Origin of the sequence: Pedobacter nanyangensis (genome assembly GCF_003313505.1) — a bacterium.
GTDB classification, from domain to species: Bacteria; Bacteroidota; Bacteroidia; order Sphingobacteriales; family Sphingobacteriaceae; genus Pedobacter; species Pedobacter nanyangensis.
In genome coordinates this window covers 79,331-99,650 of sequence record NZ_QMHO01000006.1, presented here as the reverse complement: position 1 = coordinate 99,650, position 20,320 = coordinate 79,331, and the positions used below count along the sequence as shown (strand labels likewise).

At 41.2% G+C, this 20,320-nt stretch carries 15 protein-coding genes; 8 read left to right on the top strand and 7 right to left on the bottom strand.

Going from position 1 to position 20,320, the window contains the following annotated elements:
* Positions 1–177: 177 nt before the first annotated feature.
* Complete coding sequence (locus DUT71_RS12040) at positions 178–3,126, bottom strand: sensor histidine kinase (RefSeq protein ID WP_113662789.1); 2,949 nt, start codon at positions 3,124–3,126, stop codon at positions 178–180.
* Positions 3,101–3,883 carry a LytR/AlgR family response regulator transcription factor gene (locus tag DUT71_RS12035; RefSeq protein ID WP_113662788.1) on the bottom strand — a complete coding sequence of 261 codons (783 nt, stop codon included), beginning with the start codon at positions 3,881–3,883 and terminating at the stop codon, positions 3,101–3,103. The genes DUT71_RS12040 and DUT71_RS12035 overlap by 26 nt, the downstream gene beginning before the upstream one ends.
* A gap of 132 nt (positions 3,884–4,015) precedes the next feature.
* Between DUT71_RS12035 and DUT71_RS12030 the strand changes: the two genes are divergently transcribed.
* Together DUT71_RS12030 and DUT71_RS12025 are read left to right on the top strand one after the other, a co-directional pair.
* A complete protein-coding gene (locus DUT71_RS12030) occupies positions 4,016–4,735 on the top strand; it encodes a ferritin-like domain-containing protein (protein WP_113662901.1) in 720 nt (239 codons plus the stop codon).
* An 18-nt stretch (positions 4,736–4,753) separates the two neighbouring features.
* A complete protein-coding gene (locus DUT71_RS12025) occupies positions 4,754–5,608 on the top strand; it encodes a ferritin-like domain-containing protein (protein WP_113662787.1) in 855 nt (284 codons plus the stop codon).
* A 90-nt stretch (positions 5,609–5,698) separates the two neighbouring features.
* Here the strand turns inward: DUT71_RS12025 and DUT71_RS12020 are convergent, their stop codons facing one another.
* Together DUT71_RS12020 and mqnC are read right to left on the bottom strand one after the other, a co-directional pair.
* Positions 5,699–6,202 carry a hypothetical protein gene (locus DUT71_RS12020; RefSeq protein ID WP_113662786.1) on the bottom strand — a complete coding sequence of 168 codons (504 nt, stop codon included), beginning with the start codon at positions 6,200–6,202 and terminating at the stop codon, positions 5,699–5,701.
* 19 nt (positions 6,203–6,221) lie between these two features.
* On the bottom strand, positions 6,222–7,346 hold the full coding sequence (gene mqnC / locus DUT71_RS12015) for a cyclic dehypoxanthinyl futalosine synthase (RefSeq protein WP_113662785.1): 1,125 nt from the start codon (positions 7,344–7,346) through the stop codon (positions 6,222–6,224).
* 293 nt (positions 7,347–7,639) lie between these two features.
* On the opposite strand from mqnC, the gene DUT71_RS12010 reads away from it, so the two are divergent.
* A complete protein-coding gene (locus DUT71_RS12010) occupies positions 7,640–8,878 on the top strand; it encodes a M16 family metallopeptidase (RefSeq protein ID WP_113662784.1) in 1,239 nt (412 codons plus the stop codon).
* Positions 8,871–10,145 (top strand): M16 family metallopeptidase, encoded by a 1,275-nt coding sequence (locus tag DUT71_RS12005; RefSeq protein WP_113662783.1) that lies wholly within the window; start codon positions 8,871–8,873, stop codon positions 10,143–10,145. The genes DUT71_RS12010 and DUT71_RS12005 overlap by 8 nt, the downstream gene beginning before the upstream one ends.
* A gap of 53 nt (positions 10,146–10,198) precedes the next feature.
* Here the strand turns inward: DUT71_RS12005 and DUT71_RS12000 are convergent, their stop codons facing one another.
* Entirely contained in the window at positions 10,199–12,028 is a 1,830-nt protein-coding gene (locus tag DUT71_RS12000) for an outer membrane protein assembly factor BamB family protein (RefSeq protein ID WP_113662782.1), read from the bottom strand.
* Between the two features lie 136 nt (positions 12,029–12,164).
* Positions 12,165–12,563 carry a hypothetical protein gene (locus DUT71_RS11995; RefSeq protein ID WP_113662781.1) on the bottom strand — a complete coding sequence of 133 codons (399 nt, stop codon included), beginning with the start codon at positions 12,561–12,563 and terminating at the stop codon, positions 12,165–12,167.
* A gap of 233 nt (positions 12,564–12,796) precedes the next feature.
* Here DUT71_RS11995 and guaB point away from each other — a divergent pair, with 233 nt between their 5' ends.
* Positions 12,797–14,269 (top strand): IMP dehydrogenase, encoded by a 1,473-nt coding sequence (gene guaB, locus DUT71_RS11990; RefSeq protein WP_113662780.1) that lies wholly within the window; start codon positions 12,797–12,799, stop codon positions 14,267–14,269.
* Positions 14,270–14,354: 85 nt separating this feature from the next.
* Here the strand turns inward: guaB and DUT71_RS11985 are convergent, their stop codons facing one another.
* Positions 14,355–15,107, bottom strand: a complete 753-nt coding sequence (locus DUT71_RS11985) for an SDR family oxidoreductase (protein ID WP_113662779.1) — start codon at positions 15,105–15,107, stop codon at positions 14,355–14,357.
* Between the two features lie 330 nt (positions 15,108–15,437).
* On the opposite strand from DUT71_RS11985, the gene DUT71_RS11980 reads away from it, so the two are divergent.
* The 3 genes from DUT71_RS11980 to cobA all read left to right on the top strand — a co-directional run bounded on the left by DUT71_RS11980 (position 15,438) and on the right by cobA (position 20,063).
* On the top strand, positions 15,438–18,050 hold the full coding sequence (locus tag DUT71_RS11980; protein WP_113662778.1) for a TonB-dependent receptor: 2,613 nt from the start codon (positions 15,438–15,440) through the stop codon (positions 18,048–18,050).
* A 221-nt stretch (positions 18,051–18,271) separates the two neighbouring features.
* Entirely contained in the window at positions 18,272–18,865 is a 594-nt protein-coding gene (locus DUT71_RS11975) for an LOG family protein (protein ID WP_113662777.1), read from the top strand.
* A gap of 400 nt (positions 18,866–19,265) precedes the next feature.
* Complete coding sequence (cobA, locus tag DUT71_RS11970) at positions 19,266–20,063, top strand: uroporphyrinogen-III C-methyltransferase (protein WP_113662776.1); 798 nt, start codon at positions 19,266–19,268, stop codon at positions 20,061–20,063.
* The last annotated feature ends 257 nt before the right edge of the window (positions 20,064–20,320 follow it).

The window sequence follows — 20,320 nt, the reverse complement described above, 5'->3', positions numbered from 1 at the left end:
ACCTGAATTGAGATATACTTTTAGGTTAGGTTAAAAAATATCTTTGTCAATCCTATAAGAACGCTCTCAGAACAAACAATTAATGTTTGCTTAATTTCTTATAACAAGTTTAATACAAAAATGCGGAAGATGTACGCTTATTTAGTGAGTGGTAGTAATATTTGAGTAAACGGTATTTTAGCTGCCAAGGGGGATCACAATGGACACTATAGTGCCTGTTTTTCCGTGCTGTTTAATGTCCAGTTGTATGGATTTTGCTTCAATTTTATTCAACAGGTTTATTCTTTCCTTGGTTAAATCCATTCCCTTGCTCTGGTGCCCGTCTTTTTTGGCCGCCAGTGAATTGTCAATGCCCACACCATCGTCTATAATTCTGATGAGTAAACTTCCATTGTTTTGCCCGCTGATATTGATGGTTACCGTTCCGCCTTCTTCTTTTGGCATGATGCCGTGCCAAATGGCATTCTCGATGTATGGCTGTAGCAGCATCGATGGAATTTGTGTTTCTTCCTGGTCTATTTCGGGTGCAACCTGTATTTCAAAGCGGAACTTTTCTCCAAAACGGTTTTTCTCCAGGTTGAGATATAGGTTGAGGTAGCTGATTTCCTCTTCCAGTGAAATGTAGCTTTGTGTGCAAATTTCCAAGTTCTTCCTGATCAAGCGGGCAAAACCTGTAAGCACTTTGTTGGCCGATGCCGTATTTTTGGTATTGATGAAATGCTGGATGGAATTCATCACATTGAATACAAAATGCGGGTTCATCATTGCTTGCAGGGCTTGCTGCTCGAGCATCAGTATCTTGTTCTTTAATAAAAGTTGCTCCTGTTCCTTGTTTTTTTGCCTTTTGGTAATGGTTACCGTGATGAGGTAAATCAGATAGCCGCCCAACACCAATAAAATTCCAATAAACCACCATGTTTGGTAAAATTTCTTTTCCAGCACAAGCTTAATTTTGGCGGGCTGGCTCCAATGGCTGTTCTGGTTTTTGGCGCTTACTTCAAAAGTATATTCGCCAGATTCCAGAGAAGAAAGTTCTAACCTGCGGTTTTTGGTTTCAATCCATGCTCCACTACTTTTTAGTCGGTACCGGTACATGATGTTCTTGCTGTTAAAATCAATAGCGCTGTAATTGATGATCAGGCTACGCTCGTTTGGTTTTAACTTAAAATTGCTGTTGGTAAGGTCAAGCGCTTTTTTATGGATAATAATGGAGGTAATATAAACCTTGGGGGCCTGTGAGGTTTGCAACAAATGGCTGTACGCAAAATATACCAATCCGTTATTGGTTGCAAAATAGGCAGTGTCTTTGTCGATATATAAATCATTAAGGTTGTCGGAAAGGATGCCATTTACGTCATCAAAGGTGCTAACTATTGGTTTTTCGCGCCTAAAGGATATCCTGTTGATCCCCGTGTTGCTAATTGCCCAAAGATATCCATCTCTGGCAAAAAGTTTATTGATGATATTGTTGCTTAGGCCTTTTTTGTAGTCAATGATTTGAGTGACTTTCCCGTTTTTGAAGATGATAATGCCATAGCCGTCTGTAGCCATGGCTATGCTGCCGTCGGCCAGTTGGCGCATATCATTGATCCTTTTGGTAAGTAGTGGATATTTTTGGTAATGTTTGTTGAGTTTGTTGTGGTTAAATTCTGATAGGCCGCTAATGTTTGAAAACCATAAATTTTGCTCCCTGTCATAAAATACGCGATAGGAGCGGTCTTTAAAGAAGTCTTGCTGCTCCCTGTACTTGAGTACCGAAAATTCTAATTTGTTCCTGTCATTGATGATGACCACTCCCGATGACATAGACAATGTAAGCTTAGTGGTGGTATCAATGGCAAAGTTTTTAACCACAAACATATTGTTATTGGTTTCCCGCAAAAACTTAAAATCTTTAGTTAGGGGGTAGTTACTACTTATTGAACCCAAGCCATAATCTGAAGCGAAAAATACTTTTGCGTTTTTCTTATCAAAAACCAGTTGTTTAACGACATTATATTTTTCTGGATCAGATAGGTTAATTTGAATGCTGTTTTTAGCTTTCAGGTCCAATATACTTATAATGCCATTTTCCCCTCCAAGCCATAAACGGTTGTTTTTATCTTTTACAATACTTTTGATTATCCCATTTTTCAGTCCGTTTTCACTATTTATGGTGTAAAGCTGGTTTTTAAGTTGAGGTAGTTTGTAAATGCCGTTTTTGGCTGTGAACCAAAGATTGCCCTGTCTATCTTCAATAATTTGGTTAACGTTAATGCCCGGCAAAAAGGTGGCGCTTCTGCCATCATACCTAATGCCCTTAACGCCCGTTTCATTGCAAATCCAAAATTCGCTGTCGTTCATATAGATATAGCCCAAGTTGGATTCCAGTAGCTTTTGGTCAATGTCCAATATTTTGTGTGTAGCGGCGCCTTTAAGCTGGTTCAAGCCAGTCTTGTTTAAAAAATAGATGCCATTTTCATTTTTATAAATGGTTTTATAGGAAAGAGGATAACCTTCCTGATACGTTGGCGTAAAATCTCCATTTTTATAAATAAATGCAGCATTATTCGTAAATGCTCTGATACGATGGTCTTGGTCTTCGTAGATGTAAACATTTTGATATTTGAAATGCGTATGTTTAGAGGATATTTTTACGGTTTTTTTACCATCCCAAACGCCAATCACGTTATTGTTGGTGCCAAACCATAATTGCTTTTTGCTGTCTTCCAAAAAAGAAACCACTACGCCGTTAAAGCTTAAATCTTTCAGGTTGGGATCATTCTTCTCATTATGGATTTTTCCGTTCAGGAAATAGCTTAATTGGCCATTGAGGGCCATGAACCAAATGCGCCCTTTGCTATCTTGCCTCAATTGTAGGATTTGGTTGTCTGGCAAGCCGTCATCTACCGAGAAATTTTCAAAAACAGCACCGTCAAACCTACTTACGCCCGCGTCAGTGGCAATCCAGATAAAGCCTTGTTGATCTTGCAAGGTATAGTAGCAATTATTGCTCGGCAAGCCGTCTTTTGTGGTGTAATGCGGAAGGTATGCCGTTTGTCCGAACGTGTGGAAGCCACTTAGTGCAAGCAGCAAAAAAAACGCAAACCATGGCGCAAGTTTACTTTTCGCTTTGCAGTAGTGCATAGGCCTTTATTTTTTCAAAAAAATCACTGGTGCGTCTTCGCGATACGGCAAGATGCTCACCGTTTTCCAATAGCAATACCACGCCATTTTTATTATTGTATTCCTTTACATACTTCAGGTTTACAATGCTTGATTTATGAATCCTTACAAAACGTTCTTCGGGAAGAATCTCTTCATAGTCTTTGAGTACTTTGGAAACGGTTATTTTTTCTTGGTTTTTAAGATGGAAAACAGAATAGTTACTGTCTGCCTCGATGTGGATGACGTCGTCAACATCTACCAAACGATACCCTTGTCCGCTGGGTAATGTTAGCTTGTTTACGCCTTTTTGTTCTTTAAAATCTGTTTCCAGGTTTTTGAGCCCCACACTTTGGTTTAACGCCTGGTTAAGTTGTTTGTACTTGGCAGCTTTTTCAACAGCGGCTACAAGCTCTTCAATATCAATAGGTTTTAGGAGATAATCGATGGCGTTTGCTTTGATCGCCTTTAGCGCATATTGGTCGTAAGCGGTGGTGAAAATAACCCTTGCGTTTGTTTCCTGTAGCTGCGGGATGAGGGAAAAACCATGCTCACCTGGCATGGCAATATCTAAAAAAACCAAGTCAATATCGTGGTTTTGCAACAGTGCCCTCGCTTCATTTACCGATTTGGCAATACCACAGATATTTACCTCAGGACAATTTTCCTGCAATAAAAAATATAAGGACGAGCGTGCAAATTCCTCGTCATCAACAATAATGGTGTTTAGTGTGGCCATTGTCTAGTTTGGCTCAATTTATCAAAAAATGAAGGTAATTGGAAATATTTCTGCTTTTGTAAAATCCAGATCTTCGGAAAACTCGTATGTGTGGTAAATAACCTTTTAACTAAAACCCTAAAAACCCGTGTTATGGAAAATTTAAAAGAGAACCACAAAACATCTCCAAAAGAAACAGATATTTTGGATGCAAGGCTCCAACGACGAGCTTTTTTGCAGTATACTGGAGCTGGAGCTGCTGTTGTTGCGTTAGTTGCCGCAGGATGCAAAAAAGATAGATCGCCAAGTATGTCGTTTGGAACTACCTTGGATTTCAAAGACGATTTTGGCGTACTCAACTATGCTTATGCTTTGGAGCAATTAGAAGCAGCATTTTACATCAAAGTAGCCTCAAATCCGCCAGCGAGTTTTACAGCCGCTCAAAAAAATTATTTTCAAGATGTTCAGTTCCATGAAATCGCACACCGCGAGTTTTTTAAAAAGGTATTGGGGACTGCTGCCATCGGAAGTTTAGAGGTCGATTTTTCTTCTATCAATTTTACTGATGGCGCAAGCGTGCTTGCCGCCGCAAAAACATTTGAGGACTTAGGGGTTGCAGCCTATAACGGTGCCGGGGTAAGATTGAGAACCGATGCCTATTTAGTGGCTGCGGGACAAATTGTTTCTGTGGAGGCTAGACATGCTGCATGGGTAAGAGATCAAATTAGTAATGGAAGTTTTGCCGACCTGAACAGTTTGACCTCGTTGGGGGCTAATGCAGCTGGCGGTTTAGATGCAGCCTTAACGCCCGATAAAGTACTGGCAGCGGCTAGTGTATATATCAAAACCAAAATTAACGTAATTAATCTTTAACCTTTAAACCTATAAATTATGAATATCTTAAGCATATTAGATGAGATTGAAAAAGTTGATGGTGAGATTTATGAAAGAATAAATCCTCGAAGAAAGGCCATGCAAGATTTTTTCCAAATTGGAAAAAAAATCTCTTTAGCTGCAATGCCCTTGGCTTTAGGCTCGCTGTTCACGAAAGCTTATGGCCAAACCACCCCAACAGCGGTAAATGAAGTACTAAATTTTGCCCTTACTTTAGAATATTTGGAATATCATTTTTACAATCATGCCTTGGTGGCTACGCCAACCTTAATTCCTGCCGGCGCACCAAATGGCGCAATTACCACCATACGGAACCACGAAAAAGCACATGTGGACTTACTTAAGGGCGCTTTGGGAAATGCCGCCAGAACAGAATTGATTTACGATAATTTTGATTTCACTGCGGGAGGTACTTTTGGAACAGTTTATTTAGATTATGTAACCTTTTTAAAAGTTGCTACTGCTTTTGAAGATACGGGCGTAAGAGCTTACAAGGGCCAAGCTCCTGTTTTAAAAGGGAATGCTGTTTTAACCACGGCTTTACAAATTCACTCGGTAGAAGCCAGGCACGCTTCGCATCTACGTCAAATGTTGGCCGCAAACGGTGCTACGGGATTAAAGCCTTGGATTAGCCTGGGTACAGGAGGTGTTTCTAACGATACCGGAATTGCCGCAGTAGATCCAGTTTACGCCAGGGAAAATACAACCTTACAGGCAGGAGTTGAAATTACGGGCATTAATGGAACTGCGGTCACCAAAACTGCTGCTGCAGAATCTTTTGACGAATTTTTAACTAAGGCCGAAGTTGTGGCCATTGCTAATTTATTCCTTAAGCCAGGATTTAGATTGTAGCTGGTCAAAAAGGGTTGCCAAAGGCTTTTGAGAAGTTTTTTTGTATTGCTGCCTCGCCATCAAGAAGAAAACTTTTTGAAAGCCTTTTTTCTATTTGGTAATTTGAAAGGCGTTCAAAAAGGTATCCTTTTTGTCAAGTTTCTCACCATCCGGCACAATGCACGAAAGGCAATAGTATACGCCATCTACAAAAACAATATTCATATAAATTGTTTTCTTCTCTGTTTCGTTTCGGCCCGAAGTGAGGTAGTTGACGTAGTTTTTATGTTGTTTAAGTTGTAGCTTCTCTAAGCTGTACTGGGGTAATGTAGCCTGTAATGTACTTAAAAATTCGCCTGCAAACTCATTAGTGGCCGCTAGTTTTTCAAATATCCTTTCTTCTACTTTTAAATTTTTCGCAATAAAGCTATAAGTAGCGGTGTAAATTGCGCTTGTGCTATCTTTAAGCGCAAAGGTTGTACTTGCGGTTTGGCTAGGAGCCGCTGGGAAACTTGCCGTAAAACGACTGGTAAGCCTTTGCTTTGCCCAGTTCTTTTGGGCAAAAGCTCCTATCGTAAAAAAGGCAATAAAACAGCTTAAAATAATCTTTCTCATTTGGCCAGCTAAGTGACAATTAGTAATTGATCACCTGTTCTTCCAAATGTTCAGGTAATTCGCGGTAGTTGTATTTTTGACCACGCAGCTGGGGCTCAAAGCCAGCTTCTCTAATAGCGGTTTGTATGCCTTTTGCGGTAAAACGGTGCGGTGCTCCTGCGGCAGAAACTACATTTTCCTCAATCATGATGGAGCCAAAGTCATTGGCGCCGGCATGTAAACACAATTGCGCTACTGATTTGCCAACGGTTAACCAGCTGGCTTGTATGTTTTTAACGTTAGGCAGCATGATACGGCTCAATGCAATCATGCGTACATACTCATCACCAGTAACATTATTGCTAATGCCTCTTAAACGTTTCAGTAAAGTGCCATCATCTTGGAAAGGCCAAGGAATAAAGGCCAGGAAACCGTTTGCCTCGGCAGGCTTTTCGCTTTGCACTTCGCGTATCCAAACTAAATGCTCAAAACGTTCCTCAATGGTTTCCACGTGCCCAAACATCATGGTGGCCGAGGTGGTAATGTCTAACTGATGACAGGCCCGCATTACATCAAGCCACTCTTGTCCGCCACATTTCCCTTTGGATATCAGTCTCCTAACCCTGTCGTTCAAAATTTCTGCTCCCGCACCTGGTAAGGAATCCAGTCCAGCCTCTTTCAGGGCTTTTAAAACTTCGGTATGCGAAATTCCTTCCAATTTAGCCACGTGGGCAATTTCAGGCGGACCCAAGGCATGCAATTTTAAATCGGGGTAAAGTTCTTTGAGCTGTTTAAATAGGGTAGTGTAAAAATCAAGGCCCAAATCAGGGTGATGGCCACCTTGAAGTAAAAGTTGGTCGCCGCCGTAACGAAAAGTTTCCTCAATTTTTACCTTGTAGGTTTCTATATCGGTAATATAGCTTTCGTTGTGCCCTGGCCTGCGGAAAAAATTACAGAATTTGCAATTGGCAATACAAACATTGGTGGTGTTTACATTGCGGTCAATTTGCCAGGTTACCTTTCCACTGGGTACTTGTATTTTCCTCAGCTCGTTTGCTACATAGGCCAATTCGGCCGTGCTGGCATGGTGATATAAAAAAACACCTTCTTCTTTGCTCAAGAAATCAAAGTTAAGCGCCCTTTGCAGTAATTCTCCTGTATTCATGGCACAAAGGTAAGTATTATAAGGTTTATACGGATGATGAGATTGCTCAGATTAACGAATTTTAACTTCTGTATTATATTGTTGTGAAAATCAAATTTATCTCTTTGATGATCTTTAACAACCCAGGGGATAAGAACGGGCAGCTCCCTTGCAACGGCACTACAGCCACGATGGAATACGGCGCCACATTTTCTGAAAAAAACGGCGCTTGATGTTGGCGGTTACTCCATCTTTACACTCCCGCTACAATTGAACAACCTGGCAATTCAACAATTCGGTTATCTTTGTTGCCTATGGTAAATTTTAATCGTTTTACACTGTCCAATGGGTTAAAGGTTTTGGTGCATGAGGATACCACCACGCCCATGGCAGTTTTAAATATACTTTATGATGTTGGTGCCAGGGACGAAGAGGAGGGGAGAACGGGTTTTGCACATTTGTTTGAGCATTTGATGTTTGGCGGCTCGGTTAATATCCCGAGTTATGACGAACCTTTACAACGTGTGGGAGGTGAAAATAACGCTTTTACAAGTAACGATATCACCAACTACTACATTACCTTGCCAGCGGCAAATATTGAAACCGCATTTTGGTTGGAAAGTGACCGGATGTTGAGTTTGGCTTTCTCTGAGAAAAGCTTGGAAACACAGCGCAATGTGGTTTGTGAAGAATTTAAGCAGCGATACCTTAACCAGCCCTATGGTGATGTTTGGCTCAAGTTACGTCCGTTGGCCTATCAAAAGCATCCTTACCGCTGGGCAACTATTGGTCAGGATTTACAACAGATAGCGCATGCCAAAATGGAAGACGTAAAGGCCTTTTTTAAGAAACACTACAATCCGCAAAATGCTATTTTGGTTGTGGGCGGCAATGTAAATACCCAAGAGGTTAAGCAATTGGCCGAAAAGTGGTTTGCGCCTATTGCGGGCGGCGAAAAATATACGAGAAATTTGCCCGCCGAACCTGAGCAATTGGCCGAAAGAAGCTTGACCGTAACTGCCGATGTCCCTTTGAATGCCATTTACATCGCATTCAAAATGTCGGCCAGAAAAGATCCTGACTATCAGGTTTTTGATTTGTTGTCGGATATTTTATCTCAAGGGCAATCATCGAGGTTGTTCAACAGTTTGTTGAAAGAGCAAAAGTTGTTTAGTGAAATCAATGCCTATATCACCAGTAGTTTGGATGAGGGCTTGTTTGTTGTTGATGGAAAGCTGGTGGAAGGCATTAGCATGGAAATAGCTGAAAAGGCCATCTGGAAAGAACTTGAACTTATTGCTACGGAGCTGGTGAACGATGACGAGCTGACCAAGGTGAAAAACAAATCCGAATCGATTATGGTGTTTTCGGAAATGAACCTGCTTGACAAAGCAATGAACTTGGCCTATTATGAACTTTTAGGCGATGCCGCATGGTTAAACGTAGAAATTAACAAGTATTTGGACATTACAGCCGAGCAGATTAGAACGGTGGCCAGCAACACCTTTAAAAAGGAAAAATCATCAACCTTATATTATTTAGCCAATGCTTAACAGAACAATTGCTCCTGCATTTAGACAGGTAAGTGATATTAACTTTATACAGCCTAGCTCAAAACCATTGCATAATGGTATTCCAGTTTTTATCCTGAATGCTGGCGAACAAGAGCTGGTACGTATAGAGTTTATTTTCGAAAACGGAAACTGGGACAAAAACAAGCCCCTTCAGGCGGTTGCCGTAAATGGTTTGATCAATAGCGGAACTTCAAAATTAACGGCAAAACAAATTGCCGATGGAGTTGACTATTATGGCGCATTTTTGCAGACCGAATATAGTGCCGATTTTACGACCATTACCTTGTACACTTTAACCAAGCATTTGGCTTTGGTACTGCCAATTTTATATTCGGTACTGAACGAGAGCATTTTTCCAGAGCGTGAATTGGAAATTTATCAGCAAAACCAAAAGCAAAAATTGCAGGTAAGCTTGCAGAAAAACGACTATTTGGCCCGCAAAAATTTTGCTAATGCTATTTTTGGAAATACGGCCTATGGTGCTGATATAAACTTGTCAGATTATGACGAACTTAAGCAGGCAGATTTGTTCGCTTATTTTAAAGCCGCTTATCAGCCCCAAAACTGTACAGTTGTGGTTGCCGGGAAGTTTTTGGACAAGGATTTTGAAATATTGGATAATATCTTTGGCGGTGCATGGCAAAATGCCGATGGTTTTGTTCGAAACAGTTTCGGGTTTTCAGGCAAGGATGGCCAGGATATTTATATTGAAAAACCTGAAGCCTTACAATCGGCAATAAGGATGGGAAATTTGAGCATTAACCGGGCTCATGTTGATTTTCCTGCTTTACAAGTGTTAAACTGTGTACTGGGAGGATATTTTGGCTCTCGCCTGATGGCCAATATACGGGAGGACAAGGGCTATACTTATGGGATTGGCTCAGGCATCGCCTCGCTTAAGCACGCTGGTTATTTCTTTTTGGCTACCGAGGTTGGTGCCAACGTTTGTACCAATGCCCTAAAGGAAATTGAAAAGGAAATTACGCTCTTGAGAGAAGAAACTGTTGCCGATGAGGAGTTGGATTTGGTGAAAAACTATATGTTGGGTTCCTTATTGGGTAGCTTAGAAAACGCATTTTCTCATGCCGACAAGTTCAAGAACATCTACTTTTATGGGTTGGATTATAGTTATTACCACAATTATGTAAATACGGTAAAGCATATTACCGCACAGGATTTAAGGGAAATGGCCAATCGTTATTTGGATTGGAACGCGATGACAAGGGTAGTGGTAGGTAAGAAATAGTAAAGCCCTGCAGCAATGCAGGGCTTTTTATATATGGGGGTAGGTTCGCTGATTTATTTTTCCACTATCAGCGCCACTTTTCCGTCCATAGTGCTCACCAATAGTGTTTTGCTGTCAATTACTTTGAATGTATTCACCATAGAATGATCTATCTTGTGTGCCCATAAGGTTTTTCGTTCCAGCGGGTCAATACAGTAAACCGTTCCATTTTTGGTGCCGAAAAAAAGCTTGCCATCTTTCTCGATTAGGTCTGAGGGCGTATGTTCGTAACCATAGCCAACATTAAACTTCCAAGCAATGCCCTCATCCGTTCGCGTGGTTTTATAGGCCACAATTTCATCCTGCATGGTTTTTCCATAAATTAGGGTGCTATCTGCCGATATTCCAATTGACTCGCGGACCTTGGCTTGGTTGTTTCGCCACAAGGTTTCGCCTGTGTTGGCATCAATGGCCGTAAGAACTCGGTCTGGTGCCGCAATATAAATGGTACCATTGGTAGCTACAGGGGTAGCCATCGCTGGCGAGAACATTCTGTTCCCATTTCCATTGTTCCATTTCCATTCCAAAGTACCATTGTTGGCGTTTAAGGCATACAAATGCCTTCCCCATGAACCAAAAATGATTTTTCCCTGGTAAATCATTGGCTTGCCTACAATAGTGCCTTCTACAGCTTTAAACGTCCATTTAACCCGCCCAGAACTGATATCCAGCGCCAGAAATGTATTATTGCTGGTGCCAATAAACAAAGTTTCGCCACTAACAATAGGCGATCCCAAAACAGATTTATGTGCCGTGGATTTCCATTTTAACTTACCAGATGCTAAGTTTAGCGCATACACACTGCCATCACCAGAGCCCAAAATAACTAATCCATTGGTGATAACTGGAGAAGAGTAAATGGCTCCTTTGGTTTGGTAGGTCCATACAGGTTTCCCGGTTTTTCGATTCAAGGCCTCAATTAGCCCTAAGCTATTCCCAAAAACCACCAAATTATGGCTATAGGCAGGCGTGTTTACAACATTGGCGTTTGAATGGTAGGTCCAACTTGCTTTTACATTAGGATATTTCTGGTTGATCGAGAAATCCGGGCGTTCGTAGGTTTTTTGGTCATTAACAAATGTCTTCAATGCAATCTTTCGCCAAGCCGGGAGCAACTGCTCGGTAGGTCTTTTAGTGGCAAAATACACGGTGTCCCTGGTCATGTTTACAATATTATAGCCACCAATGCTGTCTTTTGCCCTTAGGTTTGATCGGCCCATGGTCGCTTCTATACCTTCAAAGTGGTATGCCTTGTTCTGGTGCCCGTGGCCGCAAATAGCATATTGGATATTTTTTGTTTTTAGGCGATTGGTCACTTCATACCAATTATCCAGGCTATTGTCTATAGGATAGTGGTTTACAAAAACAATAGGCATTGATTTAGGTGTCTTTTTAAGTAAACTGTCAAGCCACACGGTGGCGTCGCGGGGGATATGGCCGTCACTCATCCGTACGTATGGGCCCGAGGCGCAAGCAATAAACCGGAAACCTTTATGGTCAAACGTAAACTTGTCGTAACCAAAGCTGGTAATAAAGGAAACACCGCCCGACTCTGACCATCCCGTGTCGTGGTTGCCCGGAATCACGTAATAAGGTTTCTCAAGATTGGCCAAAATTTCTTTTGCCAGTTTGAGCTCCTCGTTGGTACCCATTTCGGTAATATCGCCGGTTACCAGCACAAAATCAATATCATGTTGTTTGTTGATGTCGGCAACCGTTCTTCTCAAATCCTCTTCTCCGGTAGCGGTACCAACATGCGTGTCAGTTACAAAAGCGTACTTGAAATTTTGCGCCTGGCTAAAATTGGCAATCATCAATAAAATTGCCACAAATAAGTTCTTCATCTAAAAATATATCACTAATAGTTTTAGTGAAATTAGGATAAATATCTATCGAAGAAGAATTGAAATGAAATTCTGAAGTATATGATTAAATTTTCCATGGTTTAAAAAAGATTTGGTTTTGGTTTTAAAATGGATTTTAATTTTGGTAAACTAAAACGGGCTGGCCATTTTCACATTTTATCAATTTAGGCGGCATGAGGTACATGCAATCTGATGTTATTTGCCATTTTTTGTTGAACTCCTTTTGTAGATTGGTGTACTGATCAACAAGTTTTTCAAGTTCTTCGGTATCGATACTGGTGCTATATCCTATATAGCCGGTTGGCCCACCGCAAGCTTTTGCACCAATTGCCTTAAATTTTAGCGGTTGATTTTCGGTACATTTACTGCTCTCAGCCAATGCCTTGATTTTTCCCATAATCGTTTGAAGCTGTTTTTCATCCTGAATTTTGTTTTGCTGCTTTCCTTTTTTACAGCCAAAGGTGAAAAAAAGGCCCAGCAGCAATAGGCAAGCATATTGTTTGAGTGGTTTCATATCACTTAGGTTACTTATACACTTTACGCAGCCGCCATTGATAACGCTACAACGTCTAAAAAATATGATTGTATCAGATGTTGGTAAAGAGTAACCTTGATGGATAGATAACTAGCTTGGGTTACTAAAACAAAAACCACATAAGCTTTACCAAAATATAACAATTGCGATTTCATTTTAAAGGGAAATATTGTATCTTTGCCCGGCAAATAATAATTCGTAATTTATTTGCTATGCAACTCGATCCCCAAAAATTTATTGCTTTAGGTTTAACTTATGATGATGTACTTTTGGTACCGTCATATTCGGAAATATTGCCTAGAGATGTTAATACCAGCACTTTCCTGACCAAAAAAATCCAACTGAACGTTCCTTTGGTTTCGGCAGCAATGGATACGGTTACCGAAGCGGAACTGGCCATTGCCATTGCCCAAAACGGCGGATTGGGAATGCTTCACAAAAACATGAGCATCGACAGGCAGGCTGAAGAAGTACGCAAAGTAAAACGTTCGGAAAGCGGTATGATCCAGGATCCGGTGACTTTGCTGGAAACATCAGTAGTTGCGGATGCTTTTAAGATCATGAAAGAGCATAAAATTGGCGGTATTCCAGTGGTTACTTCCGATAATAAATTAGTTGGAATTATTACCAATAGGGATTTGCGTTTCCAAAAGAACATGAGCAAACCTATTGCACAGGTAATGACCAAAGAAAACCTAATTACGGCGCCTGAGGGTACTACCTTAAAAGAAGCGGAAGAAATTTTGCAAAACCATAAAATTGAAAAGCTTCCTGTAGTAAACGAGCAAGGCTTTTTAAGTGGCCTGATTACCTTTAAGGATATCCAAAAAGTTAAAAACTACCCTGTGGCTTGTAAAGATGAAAAAGGACGTTTACGTGTAGGAGCTGCGGTTGGTGTAACTGCTGATACCATGCAACGTGTGGATGCTTTAGTAAAGGCTGGGGTAGATGTGATTGCCATTGATACTGCCCATGGGCACTCAAAAGGAGTGATTGATAAATTGAAGGAAGTAAAAGCTAAATACCCAGAACTACAGGTGATTGCCGGTAATATTGCTACTGGTGCTGCGGCAAAAGCTTTGGCCGATGCCGGTGCTGATGCCGTTAAAGTGGGTATTGGCCCAGGCTCCATTTGTACCACCAGGATTATTGCCGGTGTGGGTGTGCCGCAGTTGTATGCGGTTTTCGAATGTGCTAAAGCTTTAAAAGGTACAGGCGTTCCGGTCATTGCCGACGGCGGAATTAAACATACCGGTGATATTGCAAAGGCAATTGCCGCTGGTGCTAGCACGGTAATGGCGGGTTCGTTATTTGCCGGGGTAGAGGAGAGCCCAGGTGAAACCATCATTTACGAAGGACGTAAGTTTAAATCGTACCGTGGAATGGGCTCTATTGAAGCCATGGAGCAAGGCTCAAAAGATCGTTATTTCCAGGATGTTGAAGACGATATCAAGAAATTGGTGCCAGAAGGCATTGTAGGACGTGTGCCTTATAAAGGTACTTTAGCCGAGGTAATGTACCAGTACATTGGCGGTTTACGTGCAAGTATGGGCTATGTTGGTGCCGCTAGCATTGATAAGCTACAAGAAGCGCAGTTTGTACAGATTACCGCTGCGGGTATGCGTGAAAGCCACCCACATGATATTACCATCACCAAAGAGGCGCCAAATTATACGAGTAAGTAGAGAAATTAATTGTCGGTAAATCCTCAGGAACCAAGAAGCGGGGCATCGGTTACGATCGCCCCGCTTCTGTTTTAGTAGGAGCTGTTCAGCGGATTTGCGAAATGCCCGCATCTATCCTCAACTCTTCTCCATGAATATAAGAAGCATCACTAGAAGCTAAAAAAAGCACCGCTTTGGCAATTTCATCTGGTTCACCCAACCTTTTGAAAGGAATGGTAGGAACGATGTTTTGTAAAGCGCTGTCAATGGCCTCCTTACTTAGGCCAGTGTTATTGAAAATGTTGGTGTTGATATGCCCTGGGCTAATTCCGTTTACCCGTATTCCCTCGTTTGCGAGTTCAGCCGAAAAGGTTTTGATGAACGACGCAACCGCTGATTTAGCCGCGGAGTATACCGAAAAATTAGCCATGCCAATTGTTGTGACAAACGAAGTGTTGAAAACCACTGAGCTTCCACGATGCATTAAGGGGAGTATTTGCTGTACCGTAAAAAACGTTCCCTTCACAAGCATGTCGAACAATTCATCAAAATGGTCTTCCGTAACAGTTGTTACCCCTGAAAACATACCATAGCCAGCGTTTACAAAAAGGAGATGAATGGAATTGGTGTAATGCTTTACCTCTGTGGATAGTTTCCAGATATCGTCCATTTTACCAGCATTGGAAACAATCCCGTATGCATTTGGTCCCAATTGTTCCAAAGCCTCATTCACTGTTTTGGTGCTTCTTCCCGTAATAATGGCATATCCACCTTCATTGATAAATTGTTTTGCAGTGGCGAAACCCATTCCATTGGTGCCGCCGGTAATTAGTGCGAATTTGTCTCTAAATCTTTGCATGATATTATTTAAATAATGGCTGTCAGGTTTTCGAATAGCTAACAGCTCGAGTTTATACGGCGAATATGGAAATAGGATGGCAGTTAAAAAATCCGAAAATTGCTCAGTTTACCTTCCGTTTTAAGCACTTGTCAGTTAATTTTTTTGAAATAAAATTTTGGATTGTGAAAACTTTAATATATTTGTCTAGTAAATCTATAGATATTATATACAATTAAAATTTGAAATATGAAAAGTTCACTTAATCCCATGTGTTGCTGTATGATGAAAAACGCTTTCGACTATTTAAAAATACCCATACAGCAAATTTCGTAACACCTTATACAAAAAATGAAAATCAAACTATACTCACTAAGAAATAACATCTGCCTTTATATTACCTTCCTGTCTTTCATTACACTTTCCGCAAACCTAGCTTTTGCCCAAACCCCATTAACGGGGATAATCAAAAGAAGTGATGGCTCTCCCGTTCCGCACGCTACTGTTAAGATTAGAGGTGCCAATATTTCAACAAGTGCCAACGAGAAAGGCGAATTTCGATTGGTTCAGGTTCCAGAGGTACCTTTTTACATTCAAGTAAGTTCAGTGGGCTTTAAACCGCAAGATTTCCAAGTTTTAACCATTTCAGCTACACCTTTGGAGCTTGTTTTGCTTGAAGCTTCACAGTTGGATCAAATCGTAGTGACTTCAAGGCGCCGTTCGGAAGTATTGCAGGAAGTCCCTATTCCCATTACGGTAATTGGCGGCCAAGCGGCTGAAAATGCTGGAGCCTTTAACGTCAATCGATTAAAAGAATTGGTGCCTTCGGTACAACTTTATGCTTCCAATGCGAGAAATACAACCTTAAATATTAGAGGTTTAGGGTCAACTTTTGGGCTAACTAATGATGGGATTGACCCAGGTGTGGGCTTTTACGTAGATGGGGTTTACCATGCCCGTCCTGCCGCAACTTCAACAGATTTTATTGATATTGACCAAATAGAGGTAATTAGAGGCCCGCAAGGAACCTTGTTTGGTAAAAATACGACCGCAGGCGCATTTAACATCACTACCAGAAAGCCCAGCTTAATCCCAAGTGCAAAAGTGGAGCTGAGCTACGGTAACTACAATTTTATCCAGGCCAAAACAACCGTGACTGGGCCATTGGCAAAAAACCTGGCCGCGAAAATCTCCATATCGGGTACGCAACGTGATGGTACGATATGGAATGTGGCCGAAGAACGTAAATACAGCGGACAAAATAACTTAGGAGCAAAAGCCCAGTTCCTTTATACGCCTAATGAGAAATTAGAACTGTTGCTCAGCGGTGACGTGAGCGTACAGCATCCTGCGGGATATCCGCTGGTAGCTGCAGGTGTAACAACCACTGAAAGGAGCGCTTACCGACAATACGCTAAAATTGTGTCGGATTTGGGTTACAAGCAGCCAAAAATTGATCCGTTTTCGAGAGAAATCTATACCAATACCCCTTGGCGCCACAACCAATCCATTGGCGGAGTTTCCTTAAATCTTGATTATAAAATAGGAGGCGGCAAATTAACCTCTACCACTGCTTGGAGGTTCTGGAACTGGGATCCTACCAACGACAGGGACTTTACCGAGTTTTCGGCATTGACCAAATCTCAGGGAAATACCCGCCATGATCAGTATTCGCAGGAAGTGAGATATGCCGGAGACCTTACAGATAAATTGAGTGGAGTAGTTGGGGTGTTTGTGCTGGGTCAAAATTTGCAAGGTTTGAACCAAACAGAAGAAGTGGGCAAAGATCAGTGGCGTTTTGTACAAACAAGCAATACCGGGCAGCAGGCACTCTATTCCACGCCAGGTTTGCTAGATGGTTTTGGAATTAGGACCAATTCAACCATTAAATCTTTAAGCGCAGCGGCTTTTGCCCAAGTAGATTGGGAGGTGATTGATAAACTCCATGTGTTGCCAGGGATTAGGTTCACTTATGACAAAAAGGACGTGGATTACGATAGACAAACTTACGGAGGTTTGCAAACCACAGATCCGGCTTTATTAGCTTTGAAAGCAGCAGTTTATGCCAACCAGCAATTTAATATCAGTACCGAAAACAATAATTTGTCGGGTAACCTCACCTTGTCTTACAGACCAAATGATAGATTGAATACCTTCGCAACTTATTCTACAGGTTACAAACCAGTGGGAGTTAACGTGGGTGGTTTGCCTACTACTTCGTCTGGTGCTGCGGATATTTCGGTAGCGAGGGTAAAGCCAGAATATGTACAACATTATGAATTGGGACTAAAAACTAAGCCAACCGCAGGAGCCCTGTTAAACATTACTGCGTTTAATACCGATATTAAAGATTATCAAACCAATGTACAGTCACCTCAATTAGGCGTAAACAGGGGATACTTGGCCAATGCCGAAAAAGTAAGGGTAAGGGGCCTGGAGGTTGATGGTAGTTACCAGGCAGGCAGATTTTTGACCCTAAATGCTGCCGTAGCTTACTTAGATGGTAAATACGTGAAATTTACGAATGCGCCATTGCCGTTAGAAGAAACTGGCCACACCGAGGTGATCAATGGTGTTTCAACCCAAGTAGCTTTTAAAGATGCTTCGGGGGGTCGTTTGCCCGGTATTTCTAAATGGAATATATCTGGTGGCACTGAGCTAAGTACTGCGGGAAATCTGATTGAGAAAGAGGGCAGGTATTTTATTGCTGGCGATGTAAGCTATCGTTCGCAATATTCTTCAAATCCAACGCCATCAAAAGTTTTGGTGATAGATGGCTATACTTTGTTAAATGCAAGGATAGGATTTAGGTCGGAGAAATTCTCGTTGTTTGTGTGGGGACGTAACCTTGCCAACACCAATTATTTTGAGCAATTGCAAGCGGCCGCAGGAAACTCAGGCCTGTATGCAGGGGTGCTGGGCGATCCAAGAACTTATGGCGCTACGCTGAGATATGCTTTTTAATGTTTTACAGACTTGCGAAGTTTCGCAAACTTCGTAAGTCTCAAAAAGCAACTAATAAGGAAGATGAATGGCTGGTAATTGTACCGGCCATTTTTTTTGGGCTATTGAGGATAAAAAACGATCGTCATTTCGATAAGGAACGAAGAGAAATCTTTGAATTTGAGCATGACATTTAACTATAAAAAATAAGAAAGCTTATCTTCGCCTACATTTTTTACAACATGGAAAAGATAAAATCACTATGCGTTTACTGTGGCGCCAATTTTAATGGAGATGAAGTATTAAAGCAAGCGATTGTTGATTTAGCAAAAACAATGGTAGCGCAAGAAATCACCCTGGTTTATGGCGGCGGTAGTGTAGGGGTAATGGGCGTTATTGCCGACGAAGTATTGAAGTTGAACGGAACGGTAACGGGTGTAATTCCGCAGTTTTTAATGGACAAGGAAGTGGGGCACAAAGGCATTACACAAATGATCATTACCGAAAATATGCACCAACGCAAGCAAAAAATGGCCGATCTGTCTGATGGATTTGTGATACTGCCAGGTGGCTTTGGAACTTTGGAGGAGTTTTTTGAAGTACTTACTTGGCTACAGTTGGGCTTACATGCCAAACCCATCGGTGTGTTGAATGTGGGTGGCTTTTACGACCCGCTTTTTGCGCAAATGGATATGATGGTACAACATCGCTTTTTAAAGCAAGCCAACAGGGATTTGGTATTTAACGAAGCCGATCCAGCGGTTTTAGTTGAAAAGATGCAAGGCTTTTCGGCTAAGCCAGATGAGGTTTGGTTTAGGGATAGGAATTTGACTTAATGTTGAAACTGAAATAAATTTAGTATAAACGAACCGTTTTTTGTGTTACCCTAACCTTTAGCCAAACAAGCTGTACCATAATTGATTTTAGCACTACAGGTTAAGTTACTACTCAATAAAACAATGGTTGATTTTTGCCTGGTTGCATTTTCCGCAGTAAAATAGCCCTGAACGAATCGAAAAGCCCGCATCCCGATTTAAATCGGGAGAGGACTTGCAGCGAAGTGCAGGACTGTATTAAGCGATAAACCACTGGAAATGCGCTTCAATTAATCTTCCTGAATTTTTAATGTTAAATTTATATAACTGTAAATCAGTGTATTGTGTAATATTTTAAATAAATACTACTAAATCGGTAGGTTTTATATATTTTTGTATTGTTGATTAAAAAAACGCAAAGATGATTTTACAAAAAGTAGAAAGAAATTCGATAGAACCTAAGATAACTTTGGTAGGTGCCGGTCCTGGCGATCCCGACTTGTTAACCTTAAAAGGCGTAAAAGCATTGGCCACGGCTGATGTAGTTTTGTACGATGCCTTGGTAAACGAAGCTTTGTTAAATCATGCTCCTGAAAAAGCCATTAAAGTTTACGTAGGTAAGCAATCGGACGATGAATCTTTCTCTCAAAAATTAGTCAACAAATTGATGATAGATTACGCTTTGAACTACGGCCATGTGGTGAGGCTAAAAAGTGGCGATCCTTTTGTATTTGCAAGAGGCTATGAAGAAGTGCACGTTGCCGAATCTTACAGCATTCCAACCGAAATTGTGCCCGGCGTTTCCAGTGCACTTGGTGTGCCTGGGCTACAAAAAATCCCAATGGTTTATGGCAACATGAGCGAAAGTTTTTGGGTGGTTACAGGAACCAACGCACAAGGTGAAATATCCCCTGATTTGTACGTGGCTGCAAAATCAAATGCTACCATTGTGGTGTTAATGGGAATTGAAAAAATCAAAGAAATTGCTGGGATATTTAAAGCCGAAGGCAAAGCAAACTTGCCAGTAGCGGTGATCGAAAATGGTTCGTCGAAAGAAGAAAATGTAGTAGTGGGCATTGTAGATACCATTGAAGAGTTAATAGAAGAAAAGAAATTGAGTTCGCCAGCATTGTTGGTGTTTGGAAACGTGGTGTCGTTACATCCGCAGTTCAATTCCATCCATCAGTTTTATGCAATTATGGCGCAGGAAGAATATTAAAGGCTTATTACTTAACGTAATATTTTTGTTTGGTTGTGATTAGCTGGGCCCCAAAGCCCAGCTTTTTCTTTTTATAAAAATCTTAGTTTTATTACTAGTTTTCCTGGTTGTTGATCAGTAAAACTGATGCTGAACCAAATTCAGCATGACGGAGCGTTGATTAGCGTCACCCTGAATTTATTTCAGGGTCAGCCGTATATTTCAAATGGTAAAAATAAAATTGCTATAGCTTTAGGATTGCTTCGTACCTCGCAATG

What these genes read in the sequence shown, in the direction of transcription:
- DUT71_RS12035 (WP_113662788.1), bottom strand. Translation starts at nt 3,883, where the DNA reads ATGGCCACACTAAACACCATTATTGTTGATGACGAGGAATTTGCACGC.
- DUT71_RS12000 (WP_113662782.1), bottom strand. Translation starts at nt 12,028, where the DNA reads ATGAAGAACTTATTTGTGGCAATTTTATTGATGATTGCCAATTTTAGC.
- DUT71_RS12040 (WP_113662789.1), bottom strand. Translation starts at nt 3,126, where the DNA reads ATGCACTACTGCAAAGCGAAAAGTAAACTTGCGCCATGGTTTGCGTTT.
- cobA (WP_113662776.1), top strand. Translation starts at nt 19,266, where the DNA reads ATGATTTTACAAAAAGTAGAAAGAAATTCGATAGAACCTAAGATAACT.
- DUT71_RS11995 (WP_113662781.1), bottom strand. Translation starts at nt 12,563, where the DNA reads ATGAAACCACTCAAACAATATGCTTGCCTATTGCTGCTGGGCCTTTTT.
- DUT71_RS11975 (WP_113662777.1), top strand. Translation starts at nt 18,272, where the DNA reads ATGGAAAAGATAAAATCACTATGCGTTTACTGTGGCGCCAATTTTAAT.
- DUT71_RS12010 (WP_113662784.1), top strand. Translation starts at nt 7,640, where the DNA reads ATGGTAAATTTTAATCGTTTTACACTGTCCAATGGGTTAAAGGTTTTG.
- DUT71_RS11985 (WP_113662779.1), bottom strand. Translation starts at nt 15,107, where the DNA reads ATGCAAAGATTTAGAGACAAATTCGCACTAATTACCGGCGGCACCAAT.
- DUT71_RS12020 (WP_113662786.1), bottom strand. Translation starts at nt 6,202, where the DNA reads ATGAGAAAGATTATTTTAAGCTGTTTTATTGCCTTTTTTACGATAGGA.
- DUT71_RS12005 (WP_113662783.1), top strand. Translation starts at nt 8,871, where the DNA reads ATGCTTAACAGAACAATTGCTCCTGCATTTAGACAGGTAAGTGATATT.
- mqnC (WP_113662785.1), bottom strand. Translation starts at nt 7,346, where the DNA reads ATGAATACAGGAGAATTACTGCAAAGGGCGCTTAACTTTGATTTCTTG.
- DUT71_RS12025 (WP_113662787.1), top strand. Translation starts at nt 4,754, where the DNA reads ATGAATATCTTAAGCATATTAGATGAGATTGAAAAAGTTGATGGTGAG.
- guaB (WP_113662780.1), top strand. Translation starts at nt 12,797, where the DNA reads ATGCAACTCGATCCCCAAAAATTTATTGCTTTAGGTTTAACTTATGAT.
- DUT71_RS12030 (WP_113662901.1), top strand. Translation starts at nt 4,016, where the DNA reads ATGGAAAATTTAAAAGAGAACCACAAAACATCTCCAAAAGAAACAGAT.
- DUT71_RS11980 (WP_113662778.1), top strand. Translation starts at nt 15,438, where the DNA reads ATGAAAATCAAACTATACTCACTAAGAAATAACATCTGCCTTTATATT.